Source organism: Pelodictyon luteolum DSM 273 (assembly GCF_000012485.1).
GTDB classification, from domain to species: Bacteria; Bacteroidota; Chlorobiia; order Chlorobiales; family Chlorobiaceae; genus Chlorobium; species Chlorobium luteolum.
This window is the reverse complement of the sequence record NC_007512.1, coordinates 145575-160609: the sequence shown is the minus strand read 5'-3', so window position 1 is coordinate 160609 and position 15035 is coordinate 145575. Positions and strand designations below refer to the sequence as shown.

The following is a 15035-nucleotide window of genomic DNA, read 5'->3' as shown; positions in this document are numbered from 1 at the left end:
CGCACCATGGAACCCCTCCGGATAGGATTCATTGGAACGGGCAGGATCGGCCGCGCCATCATTGCAGGACTCGGCAGACAGAAAGATGCCGTCATGTTTGGCTACGACCGCGACCCCGGGGCGGTTGAAGCCATCGCTGCCGCCCACCCCATCACAGGGTGTCCATCTCCCGCAGCACTGGCTCGAGAGGCGAAAGTCATTATCCTTGCCGTCAAGCCCTACCAGATCGAAGAGGTCCTCATTGAACTCCGGCCGTCGCTCTCGTCCGACCACCTGATCGTCAGCGTTGCGGCAGGCATTTCATCGGAGTTCATCAGGAAGAACGCGCTTGAAGAGACACGGGTGGTACGCGTCATGCCCAATACCCCGGCATTTGTAGGAGAGGCAATGACGGCTCTCTGCAGGGGGAAAATGGCGACTGAAGAGGACATCGCTGTGGCGAGAGGGCTGTTCAGCACCATTGGAAGGGTTGCTGTGCTTGAAGAATCGCAGATGGATGCAGCGACCGCACTGTCCGGTAGCGGCCCGGCCTACATGTTCAACATCCTCGACTCGCTCTCTGAAGGAGGGGTTCGTTGCGGCTTATCGAAAGAGGAGGCACTGCTCCTCGGAGCCCAGACCATGCTCGGAGCCGCCAGAATGGTGCTCTCGGGAACGCGGAGCCCGGAAGAACTGAAGCGGGAGGTCACCACCCCGGGGGGCACAACCGAAGCCGGGTTGAGGGTGATGGACGAGAGAGGCATCCGCGCCATTCTCATTGATGCCGTCGCCGCAGCCGACGCCCGTTCAAGGGAGCTGCGGAAGTAAGCATGCTCAGCCGGGCAGCGATGCCCAGGGCAGGAGCGAACAGGCAATCGTATCTCCGGCCGGCACCGGCGTGTCGGCCGGAGGTGACTCGATAAGGCAGTTCGCCCCGACGAGCGACGTGGCCATATGCGACTCGGTGAGTGCGGCGGTCCGGCAGAAAAGTCTCCCCCCTTCCTCACGAAGCACGCCAGGCAGGAACCGATGCCTTTTCCTGTCGGCCGGAAAGGGAGCGTCGAGGGTGGCATGCAGCTTCGCCGGCCGGGGAAGACCCTGCATCTTCATGAGCGCCGGCACGCAGTACTCCGTGAAACAGACCAGCGATGAAACCGGATTGCCTGGAAGTGCAAATACAACCTTCCCATCTGGAGAACAGCCGAAGTAGAACGGTTTGCCCGGCTTCTGCGACACCGACCAGAACTTCTTTTCGACGCCGAGCCGCGTGAGCACCTCCTGCACGAAATCATACTCTCCTGTTGAAATTCCCCCTGAGGTGACCGTCACGTCGGCCGTGGCAAGCGCCACAGCAAGCACCTTCCGGACAGCCTCCGGATCATCTTCGGCATGGAGAACGACGACCGGCTCGATGCCCGCCGATCGGCATGCGGCTCGCAGCATGTGGCTGTTGGAATCATAGATGGCAGCATCCCTCAGCATTCCGCCCGGCTTCTGCAGTTCATCGCCGACCACTACGAGTGCAACTGAAGGAAGGCGCCATACCCGGGCCGACTCAATCCCGAAAGATGCCAGAACGGCAATCTCTGACGGAGAGATCCGACGGCCCGCATCAAGCACCCGCTGGCCCATTGCAATCTCCTCCCCCCGATACCGGACATTGGCACCGGCTTTCGGCAGGCGATAGATTTCAACCCCGTCCCCACCAAACCCGCTGGTGTTCTCAAACGGCACGACCGTGTCGGCACCCTCGGGCATCGGCGCACCGGTCATGATCTCGGCAGCACTCCCCGGAGGCAGCGCACCGGCAGCGCTGCTGCCGGCAGGAATTCGGAGGCTGACCGGTAGGTGGACATGATCATCGGGAGAGCCTCCGGCCGCATCGGCAATACGGAAGGCGAACCCATCCATCGCAGAATTGGTGAACCGGGGCATTGGAAAAGGGGCTGCGACATCGCCCGCCAGAACCCGGCCCTGCAGAGCATTGAGCCTGCACTCCTCGATCAGTGGCAGAGGAAGTGACTCCATAACGATGCGGCGGGCATCATCTACGCTTGTCAGCATCAGTGTCCCTCCCCCTTCATCATTGAAAATGCATGGAACATGCTCGGCACGAGGACCTCAAGTGCATCGGAAGCAGCACCCGCGCTTCCCGGCAGGCATACCACGATGGAGTCGCCTATCACTCCGGCAGCAAGCCTCGACAGCATCGCCGTGCGGGTCTTGCCCTGCCCCCAGCTGAAGAGAGCCTGCTCTATACCGGGGAGACGACGCGAAAACTTCGGTGTGAGGGTATCGACGGTGATGTCGCGCGGGCCGAGACCCGTACCGCCAGAGGTGACGATGAGCTCCATACCCTCAGCCACAAAGGCATCGACGGCCCCCTCGAGTTCTGCCGGGTCATCTGCAATGATCCGCACACCCTCCACCCGGCACCCTGCAGCCATAAACCCCTCCCGAAGGATCTCTCCGGATCGGTCCCGGGCAGTGCCGGCAGCAATCGAATCGGAAAGAACAAGGATGGCTGTCCGCGGCCTGTAGCCCGGGGCCGCGCTCTTGCCTCCGGTCTTCGACACCAGCCGTATACCGCCGATCTCCATCCCCTTGTCGACAGCCTTGCACATGTCGTAGATGGTCAGGGCAGCGACCGAAACCGCCGTAAGTGCCTCCATTTCGACGCCGGTCGCCTCCTTCGTCCTTGCCGTAGCCGTAATGTCGATCCCTTCCGGCCCGACCGAAAAAGAAAGGTCGACCCAGGAGAGGTTGAGCTGGTGGCAGAGCGGAATAAGGGCGGAGGCCTGCTTGGCCGCCTGAATACCGGCGATCTTGGCTGCCGTCAGTACATTGCCCTTCGGCATGCCCTCCCCCTGCAACTGAAGCAGGGTATCGGGGTGCAGGGAAATGCGGCCCTCTGCTCGTGCAGTGCGGAGCGTTCCGGGCTTGGAGGAAACGTCGACCATGGCGACGTTTCCGTCGTCGTCAAGATGGGTGAATGCCATAAGGGTGCAGGTTGGTTGGGCCTTCGGTCTGGCCTGAGCTGGAGTATAGATAGCGATTGCCCCCTTCAGATGCAAAGCGGAGAGCCCGTTCGGGATGGTCGGTGATGATGCCGTCAACTCCGATGTCCCGCAGGCGAAGCATAAGGCCGGGGTCATTGACGGTCCAGGGCGCCGTCTGTATGCCGCTGGCATGGAGATGGCGGACAAGAGCCGGGGTGGCAAGGCAGTAATGAGGGTTGAGCCACTGAGGCCGGAAACCCAGATGCCGCAGAGACGGACGGATCGCCCCGGCCCGTTCAACCAGTATGCCGTATGGGATGGCAGGCATGCGTTTCCAGGCCTCCCGGACCACGCGCCAGTCGAACGACTGGATGCGGATCCGCCCCAGCACTCCGGCGGAGAGGGCGGCATCGAGCACCAGCCGGGCGAACAGGGCCGGAGGTGGATGGAACAGCCGGTCCCTCGAGGGCCACGACTTCAGTTCGAGATTGTAGGCCATGAGCTCCCCCGGCCCAGCACCGGCAAGGTGGATATCGACTGCACGAAACACGTCGCAGAGCAGGGGGCGTGATGCCCTGATTCGCTGCTGCAGGGGAAAACGGGGATCGGGGGCACCGCAGTCGTATCCGGCTACATCCTCCGAATGCATGGCGTAAATGGGTCGGCGGCCACCGTGAACGTTGATCCACGGGTCATGGGAAACGACAAGCTGCAGGTCGGCAGACACGATGAGGTCAAGTTCGACAACCCGGATGCCGAGATCTGCCGCGCCGATGAATGCCGCAATGGTGTTCTCGGGGAACAGAGAACGGGCCCCCCGGTGCGCCTGTATTTCAAAGGAACCCGAAAGCGGTCGCGGGACCGGCGGCCCCGCAGGAACAACAGTCATGGCAGAAGAAACTACTCGACCACCAGCCAGTGGCGGAAGCCTTCGAAGATGCTCTCGAAAAAGCCCTCATCCTTCGTCCGGGGCTCCGGATCGCCGTAGTTCTCATGGCCGACCAGGGCGAAATAGACCGCTTTTTCGTAGAAGTGGTTCAGGCGGTGCGAAAACTCGATGGCCCGATTCAAATCGATGCCCTCGGTAATGATGCCCTCATCAAGAATGTAACGCCAGATAAGATCGCGCTCCAGCAAGAGGGAGTAAGTCATCTCGCTCACCTTGATGCCTGAAGCTGCACGCCGGGCGCCTATCTCGAGAAAATGCCCGGCAATCTGCCGGTCCTGCCCCTCTTTCTTCTCCACCCACTCTCCCAGCTTGCGGAAACGACTGTAGACAATATCGTGTAGTTCCTGTTTCGGGAGCTTTGCATACCCGCCCGTCAGGGGGCTGGTACGGACAGCCTCAACCCATTTGGCCGAAAGGGTTTCGGCATGGTTTTCGATGAGGCGGATGAAACGGTTGATGAGCAGCATGGCGATCGCGTTTTATGATGAATGCAGGTATGAACCCGCCTACATCTAAAAGCTACGCATCTTCCGTGAAGAGTTCAAATAAAACCGGGGGAATGAATCCATAGGGAGAGGGCCCCCCAAGCCGGGGAAGGAACAACCGCTGCTATGCTCCAAGTCAGGCGTTACGGCGGCCTGAAGGGGATCGGAAGGATTTCTGGGCGGACTTCTTTTTCGGCTTTCGTTTCTGGACCCGGTTGCCCTCAGCGCCGCCCGGTGCGGTTCTGGATGTCTGGCCGTTCACGCCCGGTGCTCCGGCCGATGTCCGGTTCCTGCTTTTGTTGAAACGGTTCTTGCGATACTTTTTTTCAAGGTCGGCGTAAGGACTGGGAGGGTCTGGCGAGGTATTGGGGTTGTTGAAATTCGGCTCGTCGACAGCCTCGTCGAAATCATCCAACACAATGTCGGGATGAACTGTATTCACCAAGTTGATTGCAATTTATGTTCAAGAGAACGAAAGCATGCCTGTTGACGCCAGGAATTATGCTGAAGGGAGTCTAATTTACCATTTTCAACTCAATTTGCAAGAAGCGCCCCGGCCCCCGGCAATTTTGCATTGCAGACCCCCGCTTCATATATTACCGGCACATACCCTTCACCGAACAACAAACAATCACGGAGCGCTTTATGGACACCAAAAGACTTATCCTCGCCTTCGTCCTTCCTCCCGCAGCTGTCATGAACAAGGAAGCGGGCACGATTATGCTCACAGGCATTCTTACGGTATTCGGCTGGGTGCCGGGAGTGGTCGCGGCTCTCGTGATGATGGCGCAGGAACAGCGCCAAGTGAAAGCCTGAACCGCACCGCCAGAGAAGCTGCAGCCATGCTTTTCCATCCCTACGAACTTGCATTCTGCGGCTATTCCGGCTCAGGAAAGACAATGCTCGCCACCGCGGTGGTTCGTCACCTTGCGGGCAAGCACACCGTCGGCTACTATAAACACGGCTGCCATCATTTCGATATCGACCGTGAAGGGAAAGACTCCGACCTTGCCGCCAGTGCCGGAGCTGTAACCGTCATGGTGTCGGGACCCGGCAAAAAGGCCGTTATTTCGCACGCACCGCCTGAACCCGCTGACTTTGAGCGTTTCGCCTTCAGCAGCTGCGACATCCTGATCGTCGAAGGCCTCAAGGAACTCCCCATTCCCAAAATCATCCTCGTCGACGAGGGAAAAAAGATCCTCGAACGCATCGAGGAGGGCAGTGTATCCATGGTTGCGGCGCTCGCCGTCCCCGACGACCCTTCATCGTACCGCCTGCCATCTCTGCCCGGAGTCCCCGTCTTCCACCGCGACGAGACTGCCGCCGTTGCATCCTTTGTTGAACAGCACCTCATGGAGCGCGCTGCTGTATCGGCGCCGCTGACAGGCCTCGTGCTCGCAGGCGGAAAAAGCTCCAGAATGGGCGAAGACAAGGCCCTTATAGACTACCACGGCACCAGTCAGATACTGCATGCCCGAAACCTGCTCGCCCCGTTCTGCCGTGAAGTCCATCTTTCCTGCCGCATAGAGCAGGCGGAGAAGTATGCAGCATCAGGCATTCCTCTGATCCCCGACAGCTACCTCGACATGGGTCCGCTCGGAGGGCTGCTCTCCGCCCAGCGGGCGCTGCCGGAAAGGGCGTTCCTCGTCGTTGCCTGCGACCTTCCATTTCTTGATGCCGGGACTCTTGGGAAACTCGTAGCCGGCCGTAACCCGTTTCGCTTCGCCACCGCGTGGCGCGATCCTCTGTCGGGGAGGTTCGAGCCGCTTGCGGCCTGTTATGAACCGAAATCACGCGAACCCCTGCTTCTCCGCCATGCCGCGGGCCTCAACGCGCTGTCCGGCTTTCTGGCAACCACCGGTATAGAGGAACTGGAATCGCCGGAACCAGATATCATGAAAAACATCAATACCCCCGGGGAACGCTCCCGTGCAGCAATGGCGTTTTCAGGAACAAAGAACACACGACAATGAAACTTCTCGCCGCCATCGATTTCTCCGAACTGACCGGGTCGGTCCTTGAGGAAACGGCGAAGCTGGCAAAGGCACTCTCAGCCGAAACCGTACTGCTCCACGTACATCCTCCAGCCTCTCCGGCTTTCGACCTCTATCCGGAAACCGAGGTCATCCCCCTGCCTGCCGGCGGAGCAGCACTGCCCGACGGCAGGCAGGGCAACGGAAAGGACAAACTTGAGACTATGGCGGATAAGTTTCGCCGGGAGGGCATCCGCGCCACGGGGTCAACAATTGAGGGCGATGAAGTCGAGGGAATCGTCGGCGAAGGGCGTCGGATCAAGGCCGACATGATTATCGTCGGATCCCATGGCCACGGTTCGCTTTTCCACCTGCTGGTCGGCAGCGTCTCGGAAGGGGTCGTAAAAAAGGCCCCCTGTCCGGTCCTCATCGTGCCGCGGCGGACCTCATGAATATCTGCGCCACCTGAACCAGCATGAATGCAGTGGTTGCAACGAGGATGATGGTGGCGCCTGATGCGAGGTTGAAAAGATAAGAGAGCATGAGGCCGAGGGTGCTGAACACAAGAGAAAGCAGGGTAGCGATGGCCATCATGGCGGGCAGGCTTCGGCTGAAGTTCCGCGCGATGGCTGCCGGCACTGTCAGGAGCGCTATGACCATCACGATCCCCACCACCCGCACCATCACCACCACCGTCAAGGCAATCAGGCAGAGAAGAAGCAGGTAGAACAGCAGTGCAGGCACCCCCGACACGGCTGCATACTCCTCGTCGAAGGCTATGGCGAGCAGCTCTTTCTGGCAGAGAAACACCGTACCGACAATCACGACATCAAGCAGAAAAATCATCCAGAGATCAAAGGATGGCACGGTGAGAATATTGCCGAACAGGTAGCTGAACAGGTTCGGGGCGTACCCGGGCGTCAACCCGATCAGGATCACCCCGATGGCCATGCCCGCTGCCCAGAAGGTCCCGATGGCAGTGTCTTCCGGCACCTTCGCCTTTTTGCTGAGCAGGCCGATGCCGAGCGCTGCGGCAAGGCTGAATGGAATGATGCCGAGGAGCGGGTTCACCCCGAGCCAGTAGCCGAGACCTATGCCGCCGAACGCCGTATGTGCGATACCTCCGCTGATGAACCCGATTTTCTTCACAACCACGAAACTCCCAATGATGCCGCAGGCCACGCTTGAAAGAAGGGCGGCAAGGAGCGCGTTCTGCATGAACTCATAAGTAAGGATGTCGTGCAGCATGGGTTCAGTCTCCTCTTCTGTCCGGAGAAACCGGCTCATGATGGTGGATGGCGTCGACAGGATAGCAGTAGAGGTCGTCAAGAGCCCCGCGCGGGAGGGACGAACCATCTTCATGCATGTCAAGGGTGCAGTTGAGGCAGGCGACTCTCGTCACCCGCCGGCTGATGGCCCCGATGTCATGACTGACCAGCATGATGGTCATCCGCCTGCGTAGCTGGTCCAGGAGATCGTAGACGCTCATCTTCATGTCGGGATCGACACTGGCGGTCGGCTCATCGAGCAGAAGCAGTTCGGGATCGCCGGCAAGCGCACGGGCTATGAGGGCTCTCTGCAGTTCCCCGCCCGAGAGCGCACCGACAGCCCGACGGCGGATGGCACTGAGCCCGGTAAGCTCAAGCACCTCATCCACCTTCAGCCTATCGGCTGTTCCGTAGCGTTCCAGCAGGCGTTTCCGCGACAACCTGCCCATCAGCACCAGACCGGCGACGTCCAGAGGAAAATCACGGTCGAAGAACAGGCGCTGCGGCACATACCCGATCCTGCCTGGCGAAGCGCCCGGTCGGCCTCCGAACACCCGGATGCTGCCCGACGAGGGACGAACAAGCCCGAGAATGCAGCGGAGCAGGGTTGTCTTCCCCCCGCCGTTCGGACCAACGATGCCGATGAAATCCCCCTCATAAACCGAAAGGCTCAACCCTTTCAGCACGTCGACGCCACCGAGGCGGACCATGAGGCCCTCAGAAGCAATGACAGGGTCCTTCACCTGAGCGCCTCCCGGAACGACTCTGTGGCAAGGCGGAGGTTCCCCGGATAGTCCAATGCAAGCGGATCGACACTGCGGGTGAGTCCACCGATCCCGGTAGCGATGGTCGAAGCCTGTGACGAACTGAATTCGGGCGAGACGAATACCACCCGGATGCCTTCACTTCTGGCCTGGTCGATGACCTGCTGCATCTGGCGGGGTGTGAGTTCCTTTCCCCCCGATTCAGCTGCGATCTGCCTCAGCCCGTAGGCGTGGGCATAATAGCCCCAGGCAGGATGGAACACAAGGAAGCTGCATCCCTGAAAAGGGCCGAGGATAGTGCGGATCGAAGCATCAAGCTCCCGGAGCTCCGCCTTGAGAACCCCGGCGTTGGCCAGATACTCCCCGGCATGCTCCGGGTCCGCCTCAGCCATGCAGCGGGCGACATTGTCTGCAATCATGAGGCCGTTGGACGGGTCGAGCCAGAAATGCGGATCCATCCTGTGGTTGTGGGTATGGTCGTTACTGCCATCATGCCCCTCGCCGCCCATCTCCAGCAGCTGCACGCCTTCCGAAGCATCGCATACCATGAGGGCGGGATTGAGTTTGAGGAAACGCGGCATCCAGTCAAGCTCGAATTCCACGCCCGAACCGGCCTTCAGAAAGAGGGCCGCATGCCTGAGCAAGGCCATCTGCCGGGGAAGGGGTTCATAGGTATGTGGACTTCCGCCCGGCGGCACCATGACCTGCACCACAGCACGGCTGCCGGCAATCCTGCCGGCAAACCATGCAAGCGGCTGGATGGACACAACAACCTGCATGCGCTCATCTGGTGGCTGAGTGTTGCACCCGGACGTGAGGGCAAGAAGGGAGGCCAGAAAGATCCATAACACCCTCTTCATCAGTGCAGACGGTTGAGTGCACTCTGGGTGGCACGGATGGAAGCCAGACTGATGTTGGAGTCGATGCCCGCTCCGAATGAGATCCTGCCGTCGGGGCAGCAGATACGGACATAGGCGATGGCACTTGCCCCGGCACTGTGGCCGATGGCGTGCTCGGCATACTCCTCCACCGTAAACTCAAGGCCGCCCTCCCGAATGAACCCCTTGACGAACGCGTCGAGCGGGCCATTGCCTTCGGCCTTGAATGACAGTTCTCTGTCACCATAGGCGACTACGCTGCTGATGAGGGTGGTTGCAGCGCCGGATGACTCCCCGTCGCCCTCAGCCCAGCTGATGTTGCACTTCTTCAATGCGAGCGCACCCTGAAGCCTGACATACTCCGAGTGGAACAGGTCATGGATCTGTGTTGCAGAAAGCTCTTCGCCCGTCCGGTCTGCTACCGCCTGGACCGCTTCGGCAAAATCGGGCTGCATCCATTTCGGGATCTGGATGCCATACTCCTTCTCCAGAACATAGGCCACCCCACCCTTGCCAGACTGACTGTTGATGCGCACTATCGCCTCATAGGTGCATCCCACATCTTCCGGGTCGATCGGAAGGTAGGGCACCGCCCAGAGTCCGTCGCCTTTCTGGCCGCGGGCCTTCATCCCCTTGCTGATGGCATCCTGATGCGACCCGGAAAACGCGGTATAGACCAGTTCACCCGCATAAGGGTGACGGGGATGCACATCCATGCGGGTACAGCGGCTGTATACCTCGCGGATCCGGGGCAGGTCTGAAAAGTCAAGACCGGGATTGACCCCCTGAGTCAGGAGGTTCAGCCCCATGGTCACGATGTCCATGTTCCCGCACCGCTCTCCGTTGCCGAAGAGTGCACCCTCTACCCTGTCAGCACCTGCCATCACGGCAAACTCAGCCGTAGCGACAGCTGTACCGCGGTCGTTGTGGGCGTGGACGCTTATCAGAACTGCATCACGGTCCTTGATGTTCCTGCAGAACCACTCGATGCGGTCGGCATACAGGTTCGGGCGCGACATCTCCACCGTGGAGGGCAGGTTGAGAATAATTTTTTCATCCTTTGATGCCCCCCAGGTGTCCATCACGGCGTGGCATACCTCGAGCGCATACTCAAGCTCCGTGCCGGTGAAGCTTTCCGGGCTGTACTCGAAACGGATGCCGCTGTTTCGGCTTTCGTCCTTCAGCTGCCTGACAAGACGGGTGCCCTCGATGGCGATCGCTTTCACCTCCTCCATGTTCTTCCGGAACACCACTTCGCGCTGCAGGGTGGAGGTTGAATTATAAAGGTGGACGATGGCGCTCCTTGCCCCGCTGATTGCATCGAAGCTTTTTCGGATGAGGTGCTCGCGGGCCTGGGTCAGTACCTGGATAGTAACGTCGTCAGGAATGAGGCCGCCCTCAATAAGGCGCCGGACGAAAGCGAACTCGGTGGCCGAGGCCGAGGGAAAGCCGACCTCTATTTCCTTAAAACCGACAGACACCAAAAGGCGGAACATGGCGATCTTCTCGTCCACGCTCATCGGGACAGGAAGTGCCTGGTTGCCATCGCGCAGGTCCACGCTGCACCATACCGGTGCTTCGTTGATGGTCCTGTCGGGCCAGGTTCGGTCGGTAAGCCCGACAGCAGGATAAGCCGAATATTTGTTGAAGTTCATCGTTTTCATAACAGCTGTGTACCTCCTTTTTCCTTTAAAGCAGAAAAAGCCGCCTTTCCCCGGAGGGCGGCGGCTTCAAAACGGTCCTGCCAAACAAGCGGCAGAGACAGACTAAAACGCCCCTCCAACACCCCAAGCCCTGCAGAGAAGCTGAAGGGGCTTGGCAAGAAGAAGCAACAGGATGTGCTGGGTGGCGGTCATCAGTCTATATAATAAGAGAAGTTCATGCGGCAGTCAGTGGCGCCGTACCCGTCAAAATATAATAAAATGCACAAAGCAATCAATTCACTCTCTTTTCTTACAACACCGGCCGAAAAGAGGCCGTTCCCACATATTCAGCGGGTCTGCACCGCCATGAATGCGGCCACTCTCCGGCCGCTACGGTCGAAGAGCGAGAGACTCCCTCCCCGCTTCCGGTACCCTGCCGTCCTCGAGAGGGCTGAGAGGAAGGCTTTTTCGCGGGCCTTGATCTTTGGCGGGCACGGCCGCCGGTCGACCTTGATCGAAGCAAATGCCATCCGCGCGGCAGTCATCGTGTAGGACCCGGACAGGTTGCTGCACCCCGAAGCTGCCCGGAAGGCGCCACTCCGGTATAAGACAAGAGAAACATCAAGCTTCTGGCCCGGAATGAACTCCACCCTTGACCCATCGAGTTCAATGGCCCGCCACTGCGTCCCCTGTAGTCGTACGTCCGGAAGAAGCGCCGCCCGGTGGCGGGCACAGCCTGCAAACGCCGCAACAATCAGGATGCCAATGAACATCCGCCCCCCGAACATCATCATCCTCATCTTCATCATCATAATCATAGTCTTCCTCCCCGTTCATCTCTGATTCAACTGAAAAACATCCGCCCCCCGTAACAGCAGGGCTCCCTCTCTATGGTAACACCTCTACCGCCCGAATCAAACTGCAGCCCCCCAGCGCGGCGTTTTCGGGACCTCAAAAAAAACATTCACGGGACTTGGATTTAATGAAAACCGGTGTATATTTACCACCCATCTGCCTCGATGCAGAGATCGCATTCCGCGATAGCTCAATGGTAGAGCATGCGGCTGTTAACCGCAGGGTTGTAGGTTCGAGTCCTACTCGCGGAGCAAATGAAAAAGCAGAAGATCCGCGGCTCTTCTGCTTTTTCATTTTCCATCGGAATTTTTGTACATTGGTGTTCTTTTATTGAGAAATGATGGGTAGGCATGCATAAAGAACACGCGCTGATAGCGATCCCCACTACGGGCCTTATGCAGGAGACCCGGGATTTTGAGATTACCTGTACGGCAGGCGATTTCAATGATCCGGAAATTGAGGCCGCGGGTTTTTCCGGGCCAATCCGGGTAAAGGTGACCGCAGAGAGGGGTGGCAGCGAAATCGCACTCCTGATCGAGACGGTGGCCGGGTGCGACTTCGCCTGCGATATCTGTCTTGCACCCATTCATAGGGAACTCAACGGATCCTACAGGGTCTTTTTCGACTGCAGCGACAGTGGAGTGCAAGCAACGCCGGACGCGGATGACGACGAATACCGGATCCTCGACAGTAATGCGACAGAGATTGATTTGACTGAAGACGTTCGAGAAACACTGCTCCTCTCGGTCCCGATGAAGGTGACCTGCGTCGGCAACCCCGATTGCAGACTGTACAGCGGAGCAAAGGAAGAGCTGGATATACAGGAACCGGAAGGGAGCGGCAGTTCCTGGAAGGACAGCCTGGCGAAACTGAAAAAGAAGTATCGTTAACCGACTATAACATAGAGAGACAACCATGGCAAACCCGAAAGCCAAAATGTCCAAATCACGGCGCGACAAAAGGCGTGCCCAGTTCAACGCCCGGACAAAGGCGGCAACCACCGTCATATGCCCGAACTGCGGTGAACCGACACTGCCGCACCGCGCCTGCCGTCACTGCGGACAGTACCGCGGACGCGCTGTCGTCACCAAATCGGCGAACAGCTGACCGACAACCTCCAAGACCACTCCACAATGCTGACCATTGCTGTTGATGCCATGGGCGGAGACCATGCCCCGGCATGTGTCATAGACGGGGCCCTGGAGGCCCTGCGGGAAAGCGGCAACAGGTTTGAAATCATCCTCATCGGGCAGTCGGAAAAGGTTGAGCCCCTGCTCGGCAAGCATGACACTGCGGGCCTGAACCTGAAATTCATGCACGCCCCTGAGACCGTCACCATGGACGATGTCCCCGCCACAGCGGTAAAAACCAAACAGAACTCATCCCTTGTCAAGGGCCTGCAGCTCTGCAAGGCAAAAGAGGCCGAGGCATTTGTCAGCGCAGGCAACACCGGCGCGCAGATGGCCGCATCGCTGTTCATTCTCGGCCGCATCCCCGGCGTGCTCCGCCCGACCATTTACGCCTATCTCCCGCGCCTGCAGGAAGGGCTTACCAACATGGTCGACGTTGGCGCAAACATGGACTGCAAGCCGGAACATCTGGTGCAGTTCGCCGAAATGCTCTCCATCTATCAGCGTTACGGCGCAGGCATCGAAAACCCGCAGGTCGGCCTCCTCAACATCGGCGAGGAAGAAGGCAAGGGATCGGACACTCTCAAGCAGACCCATCCGCTCCTGAAAGCGGCCCACGCTGCAGGCAAAATAAACTTCATCGGCAACATCGAAGGCCACGACATTCTCAAAGGCAAGGCAACCGTGGTGGTCTGCGACGGGCTTGTCGGAAACACCATTCTGAAGTTCGGCGAAAGCATCCCTGAATTCCTCGGCGTACTCTTCAAGCAGGCCCTCGAAAAAAACGTCGCATCCGGCAGCCTGGACCAAAACGCTGCAGCCGCGGCAACCGCCATGTTCAAAGGCATGTTCGAACCCTTCGATGTCGAGAAATTCGGAGGCGTCCCATTCCTCGGTGTCGATGGCATCTCCATCGTCGGCCATGGCCGCTCATCTTCACGGGCGATCAAGAACATGATATACATGGCTGAGCATATGGTCGAGAGAAAGGTCAACGAACACATTGCCGAGGTTCTGGCGGACAAGTAGCCGCCGGCGCCCCCCCCTCCTCTTGCTTGGACGGGGACCGCAAACCACACTATAACCCCACCCAACCGCATGAACGCTGCAATCTCCGCAACCGCCAGATATCTTCCTGAAGGCGTGCTCAGCAACCTGGACCTTGAGCGTATGCTCGACACGAACGACGAGTGGATCCGCTCGAGGACGGGCATCAGTGAACGCAGGATTCTCAGGGACCCGAAGAAAGCGACATCATACATGTGCGGCGAGGTCGCCAGCCAGCTGCTCCGGAAACGCGGACTCGCGGCTGAGGAGCTGGAACTCATCATCGTCGCAACCATGACGCCCGACATGATGTTTCCTTCGACCGCATGCCTCGTGCAGGATATCATCGGAGCGAAAAACGCATGGGCATTCGACATCAACGCCGCATGCTCCGGGTTTCTTTACGCGTTGAACACTGCATCGCAGTTCATCAAGGCGGGGACCCATAAAAACGTCATGGTGATTGGCGGAGACAAGATGTCCTCCATAATCGACTATACCGACCGCTCGACAGCCATCCTGTTCGGCGACGGCGCCGGCGGCGTCATTCTTGAAGCCGCTGAAAGCGAAGGCTTCGGGGTTCTTGACGCCCGCATGTACAGCGATGGAACCAACGGCAAAGATCACCTCCTCATGAAAGGAGGCGGAAGCCTCCACCCCGCGACCCACGACACCGTGGACCAGCACCTCCATTACATCTATCAGGACGGCCGCATGGTCTTCAAGTCGGCAGTCACCTCGATGGCCGATGTTGCAGCAGAAATCATGGAGCGCAACGGCCTCACCTCCGACGACGTCTCCTGGCTCGTCCCGCATCAGGCAAACCAGCGCATCATCAGCGCAACGGCTGAGCGCATGGGCATTGATGAATCAAAGGTCATTTCCAATGTGGGCCGCTACGGCAACACGACAGCCGGCACCATCCCGATCTGCCTCTCCGAACTCGATGACGGCGGCCACCTCGAACACGGCTCGAACCTTGTGCTCGTCAGCTTCGGTGCCGGCTACACATGGGGCGGCGTCTATGTGAAATGGCAGTAAGAATCTGAGTGGCACAGACAGGCG

18 protein-coding genes and 1 tRNA gene are annotated in these 15035 nt (G+C 59.1%); 9 read left to right on the top strand and 10 right to left on the bottom strand.

The genetic code is table 11. The features are described 5' to 3' along the window. The first annotated feature begins 6 nt into the window (after positions 1–6). Positions 7–807: a pyrroline-5-carboxylate reductase gene (gene proC, locus PLUT_RS00800; RefSeq protein WP_011356916.1), complete on the top strand. Its 801-nt coding sequence runs from the start codon at positions 7–9 to the stop codon at positions 805–807. 6 nt (positions 808–813) lie between these two features. Here the strand turns inward: proC and glp are convergent, their stop codons facing one another. The 5 genes from glp to PLUT_RS00775 form a co-directional block, all read right to left on the bottom strand. Next, positions 814–2043: a molybdopterin molybdotransferase MoeA gene (gene glp, locus PLUT_RS00795; protein ID WP_011356915.1), complete on the bottom strand. Its 1230-nt coding sequence runs from the start codon at positions 2041–2043 to the stop codon at positions 814–816. Beyond that, on the bottom strand, positions 2043–2978 hold the full coding sequence (gene moaCB, locus PLUT_RS00790) for a bifunctional molybdenum cofactor biosynthesis protein MoaC/MoaB (RefSeq protein ID WP_011356914.1): 936 nt from the start codon (positions 2976–2978) through the stop codon (positions 2043–2045). The genes glp and moaCB overlap by 1 nt, the downstream gene beginning before the upstream one ends. Then, on the bottom strand, positions 2959–3867 hold the full coding sequence (locus tag PLUT_RS00785) for a glycerophosphodiester phosphodiesterase family protein (RefSeq protein ID WP_011356913.1): 909 nt from the start codon (positions 3865–3867) through the stop codon (positions 2959–2961). Before PLUT_RS00785 ends, moaCB begins: the two co-directional genes overlap by 20 nt. Positions 3868–3878: 11 nt before the next feature. Then, positions 3879–4394, bottom strand: a complete 516-nt coding sequence (locus PLUT_RS00780; RefSeq protein ID WP_011356912.1) for a hypothetical protein — start codon at positions 4392–4394, stop codon at positions 3879–3881. Positions 4395–4548: 154 nt separating this feature from the next. Next, on the bottom strand, positions 4549–4857 hold the full coding sequence (locus tag PLUT_RS00775) for a hypothetical protein (protein ID WP_011356911.1): 309 nt from the start codon (positions 4855–4857) through the stop codon (positions 4549–4551). A 200-nt stretch (positions 4858–5057) separates the two neighbouring features. On the opposite strand from PLUT_RS00775, the gene PLUT_RS11190 reads away from it, so the two are divergent. The 3 genes from PLUT_RS11190 to PLUT_RS00765 are packed head-to-tail and all read left to right on the top strand — an operon-like array spanning position 5058 to position 6837. After that, entirely contained in the window at positions 5058–5228 is a 171-nt protein-coding gene (locus PLUT_RS11190) for a YqaE/Pmp3 family membrane protein (protein ID WP_011356910.1), read from the top strand. A gap of 26 nt (positions 5229–5254) precedes the next feature. Further along, complete coding sequence (gene mobAB, locus PLUT_RS00770) at positions 5255–6385, top strand: bifunctional molybdenum cofactor guanylyltransferase MobA/molybdopterin-guanine dinucleotide biosynthesis adaptor protein MobB (RefSeq protein ID WP_011356909.1); 1131 nt, start codon at positions 5255–5257, stop codon at positions 6383–6385. Continuing rightward, on the top strand, positions 6382–6837 hold the full coding sequence (locus PLUT_RS00765; protein WP_011356908.1) for a universal stress protein: 456 nt from the start codon (positions 6382–6384) through the stop codon (positions 6835–6837). Before mobAB ends, PLUT_RS00765 begins: the two co-directional genes overlap by 4 nt. Here PLUT_RS00765 and PLUT_RS00760 read toward each other — a convergent pair. The 5 genes from PLUT_RS00760 to PLUT_RS00740 form a co-directional block, all read right to left on the bottom strand. After that, positions 6812–7633, bottom strand: coding sequence for a metal ABC transporter permease (locus PLUT_RS00760; protein ID WP_011356907.1), 822 nt, complete (start codon positions 7631–7633; stop codon positions 6812–6814). The genes PLUT_RS00765 and PLUT_RS00760 overlap by 26 nt on opposite strands. Before the next feature lie 4 nt (positions 7634–7637). Next, on the bottom strand, positions 7638–8396 hold the full coding sequence (locus PLUT_RS00755; RefSeq protein ID WP_011356906.1) for a metal ABC transporter ATP-binding protein: 759 nt from the start codon (positions 8394–8396) through the stop codon (positions 7638–7640). Further along, the gene (locus PLUT_RS00750; protein WP_011356905.1) at positions 8393–9277 is read right to left on the bottom strand and encodes a metal ABC transporter solute-binding protein, Zn/Mn family; all 885 of its coding nucleotides are present in this window, start codon (positions 9275–9277) and stop codon (positions 8393–8395) included. The genes PLUT_RS00755 and PLUT_RS00750 overlap by 4 nt, the downstream gene beginning before the upstream one ends. After that, complete coding sequence (leuA, locus tag PLUT_RS00745) at positions 9277–10959, bottom strand: 2-isopropylmalate synthase (protein ID WP_011356904.1); 1683 nt, start codon at positions 10957–10959, stop codon at positions 9277–9279. The genes PLUT_RS00750 and leuA overlap by 1 nt, the downstream gene beginning before the upstream one ends. 326 nt (positions 10960–11285) lie before the next feature. Next, positions 11286–11750 carry an META domain-containing protein gene (locus PLUT_RS00740; RefSeq protein ID WP_157858109.1) on the bottom strand — a complete coding sequence of 155 codons (465 nt, stop codon included), beginning with the start codon at positions 11748–11750 and terminating at the stop codon, positions 11286–11288. A gap of 222 nt (positions 11751–11972) precedes the next feature. Between PLUT_RS00740 and PLUT_RS00735 the strand changes: the two genes are divergently transcribed. The 5 genes from PLUT_RS00735 (at position 11973) to PLUT_RS00715 (ending at position 15011) form a co-directional block, all read left to right on the top strand. Further along, positions 11973–12044, top strand: a tRNA-Asn gene (locus PLUT_RS00735). Between the two features lie 99 nt (positions 12045–12143). Continuing rightward, positions 12144–12683 carry a YceD family protein gene (locus PLUT_RS00730; RefSeq protein ID WP_011356902.1) on the top strand — a complete coding sequence of 180 codons (540 nt, stop codon included), beginning with the start codon at positions 12144–12146 and terminating at the stop codon, positions 12681–12683. 25 nt (positions 12684–12708) lie between these two features. Further along, the gene (gene rpmF, locus PLUT_RS00725; RefSeq protein ID WP_011356901.1) at positions 12709–12900 is read left to right on the top strand and encodes a 50S ribosomal protein L32; all 192 of its coding nucleotides are present in this window, start codon (positions 12709–12711) and stop codon (positions 12898–12900) included. 26 nt (positions 12901–12926) lie between these two features. Next, positions 12927–13952 carry a phosphate acyltransferase PlsX gene (gene plsX, locus PLUT_RS00720; RefSeq protein WP_011356900.1) on the top strand — a complete coding sequence of 342 codons (1026 nt, stop codon included), beginning with the start codon at positions 12927–12929 and terminating at the stop codon, positions 13950–13952. A 69-nt stretch (positions 13953–14021) separates the two neighbouring features. Beyond that, on the top strand, positions 14022–15011 hold the full coding sequence (locus PLUT_RS00715; RefSeq protein WP_011356899.1) for a beta-ketoacyl-ACP synthase III: 990 nt from the start codon (positions 14022–14024) through the stop codon (positions 15009–15011). Positions 15012–15035 lie beyond the last annotated feature (24 nt).

Excerpts from the sequence above, each read along its gene's own strand:
- proC (WP_011356916.1), top strand. The coding sequence starts at position 7 with ATGGAACCCCTCCGGATAGGATTCATTGGAACGGGCAGGATCGGCCGC.
- glp (WP_011356915.1), bottom strand. The coding sequence starts at position 2,043 with ATGCTGACAAGCGTAGATGATGCCCGCCGCATCGTTATGGAGTCACTT.
- moaCB (WP_011356914.1), bottom strand. The coding sequence starts at position 2,978 with ATGGCATTCACCCATCTTGACGACGACGGAAACGTCGCCATGGTCGAC.
- PLUT_RS00785 (WP_011356913.1), bottom strand. The coding sequence starts at position 3,867 with ATGACTGTTGTTCCTGCGGGGCCGCCGGTCCCGCGACCGCTTTCGGGT.
- PLUT_RS00780 (WP_011356912.1), bottom strand. The coding sequence starts at position 4,394 with ATGCTGCTCATCAACCGTTTCATCCGCCTCATCGAAAACCATGCCGAA.
- PLUT_RS11190 (WP_011356910.1), top strand. The coding sequence starts at position 5,058 with ATGGACACCAAAAGACTTATCCTCGCCTTCGTCCTTCCTCCCGCAGCT.
- mobAB (WP_011356909.1), top strand. The coding sequence starts at position 5,255 with ATGCTTTTCCATCCCTACGAACTTGCATTCTGCGGCTATTCCGGCTCA.
- PLUT_RS00765 (WP_011356908.1), top strand. The coding sequence starts at position 6,382 with ATGAAACTTCTCGCCGCCATCGATTTCTCCGAACTGACCGGGTCGGTC.
- PLUT_RS00760 (WP_011356907.1), bottom strand. The coding sequence starts at position 7,633 with ATGCTGCACGACATCCTTACTTATGAGTTCATGCAGAACGCGCTCCTT.
- PLUT_RS00750 (WP_011356905.1), bottom strand. The coding sequence starts at position 9,277 with ATGAAGAGGGTGTTATGGATCTTTCTGGCCTCCCTTCTTGCCCTCACG.
- leuA (WP_011356904.1), bottom strand. The coding sequence starts at position 10,959 with ATGAAAACGATGAACTTCAACAAATATTCGGCTTATCCTGCTGTCGGG.
- PLUT_RS00740 (WP_157858109.1), bottom strand. The coding sequence starts at position 11,750 with ATGATGATGAAGATGAGGATGATGATGTTCGGGGGGCGGATGTTCATT.
- PLUT_RS00730 (WP_011356902.1), top strand. The coding sequence starts at position 12,144 with ATGCATAAAGAACACGCGCTGATAGCGATCCCCACTACGGGCCTTATG.
- rpmF (WP_011356901.1), top strand. The coding sequence starts at position 12,709 with ATGGCAAACCCGAAAGCCAAAATGTCCAAATCACGGCGCGACAAAAGG.
- plsX (WP_011356900.1), top strand. The coding sequence starts at position 12,927 with ATGCTGACCATTGCTGTTGATGCCATGGGCGGAGACCATGCCCCGGCA.
- PLUT_RS00715 (WP_011356899.1), top strand. The coding sequence starts at position 14,022 with ATGAACGCTGCAATCTCCGCAACCGCCAGATATCTTCCTGAAGGCGTG.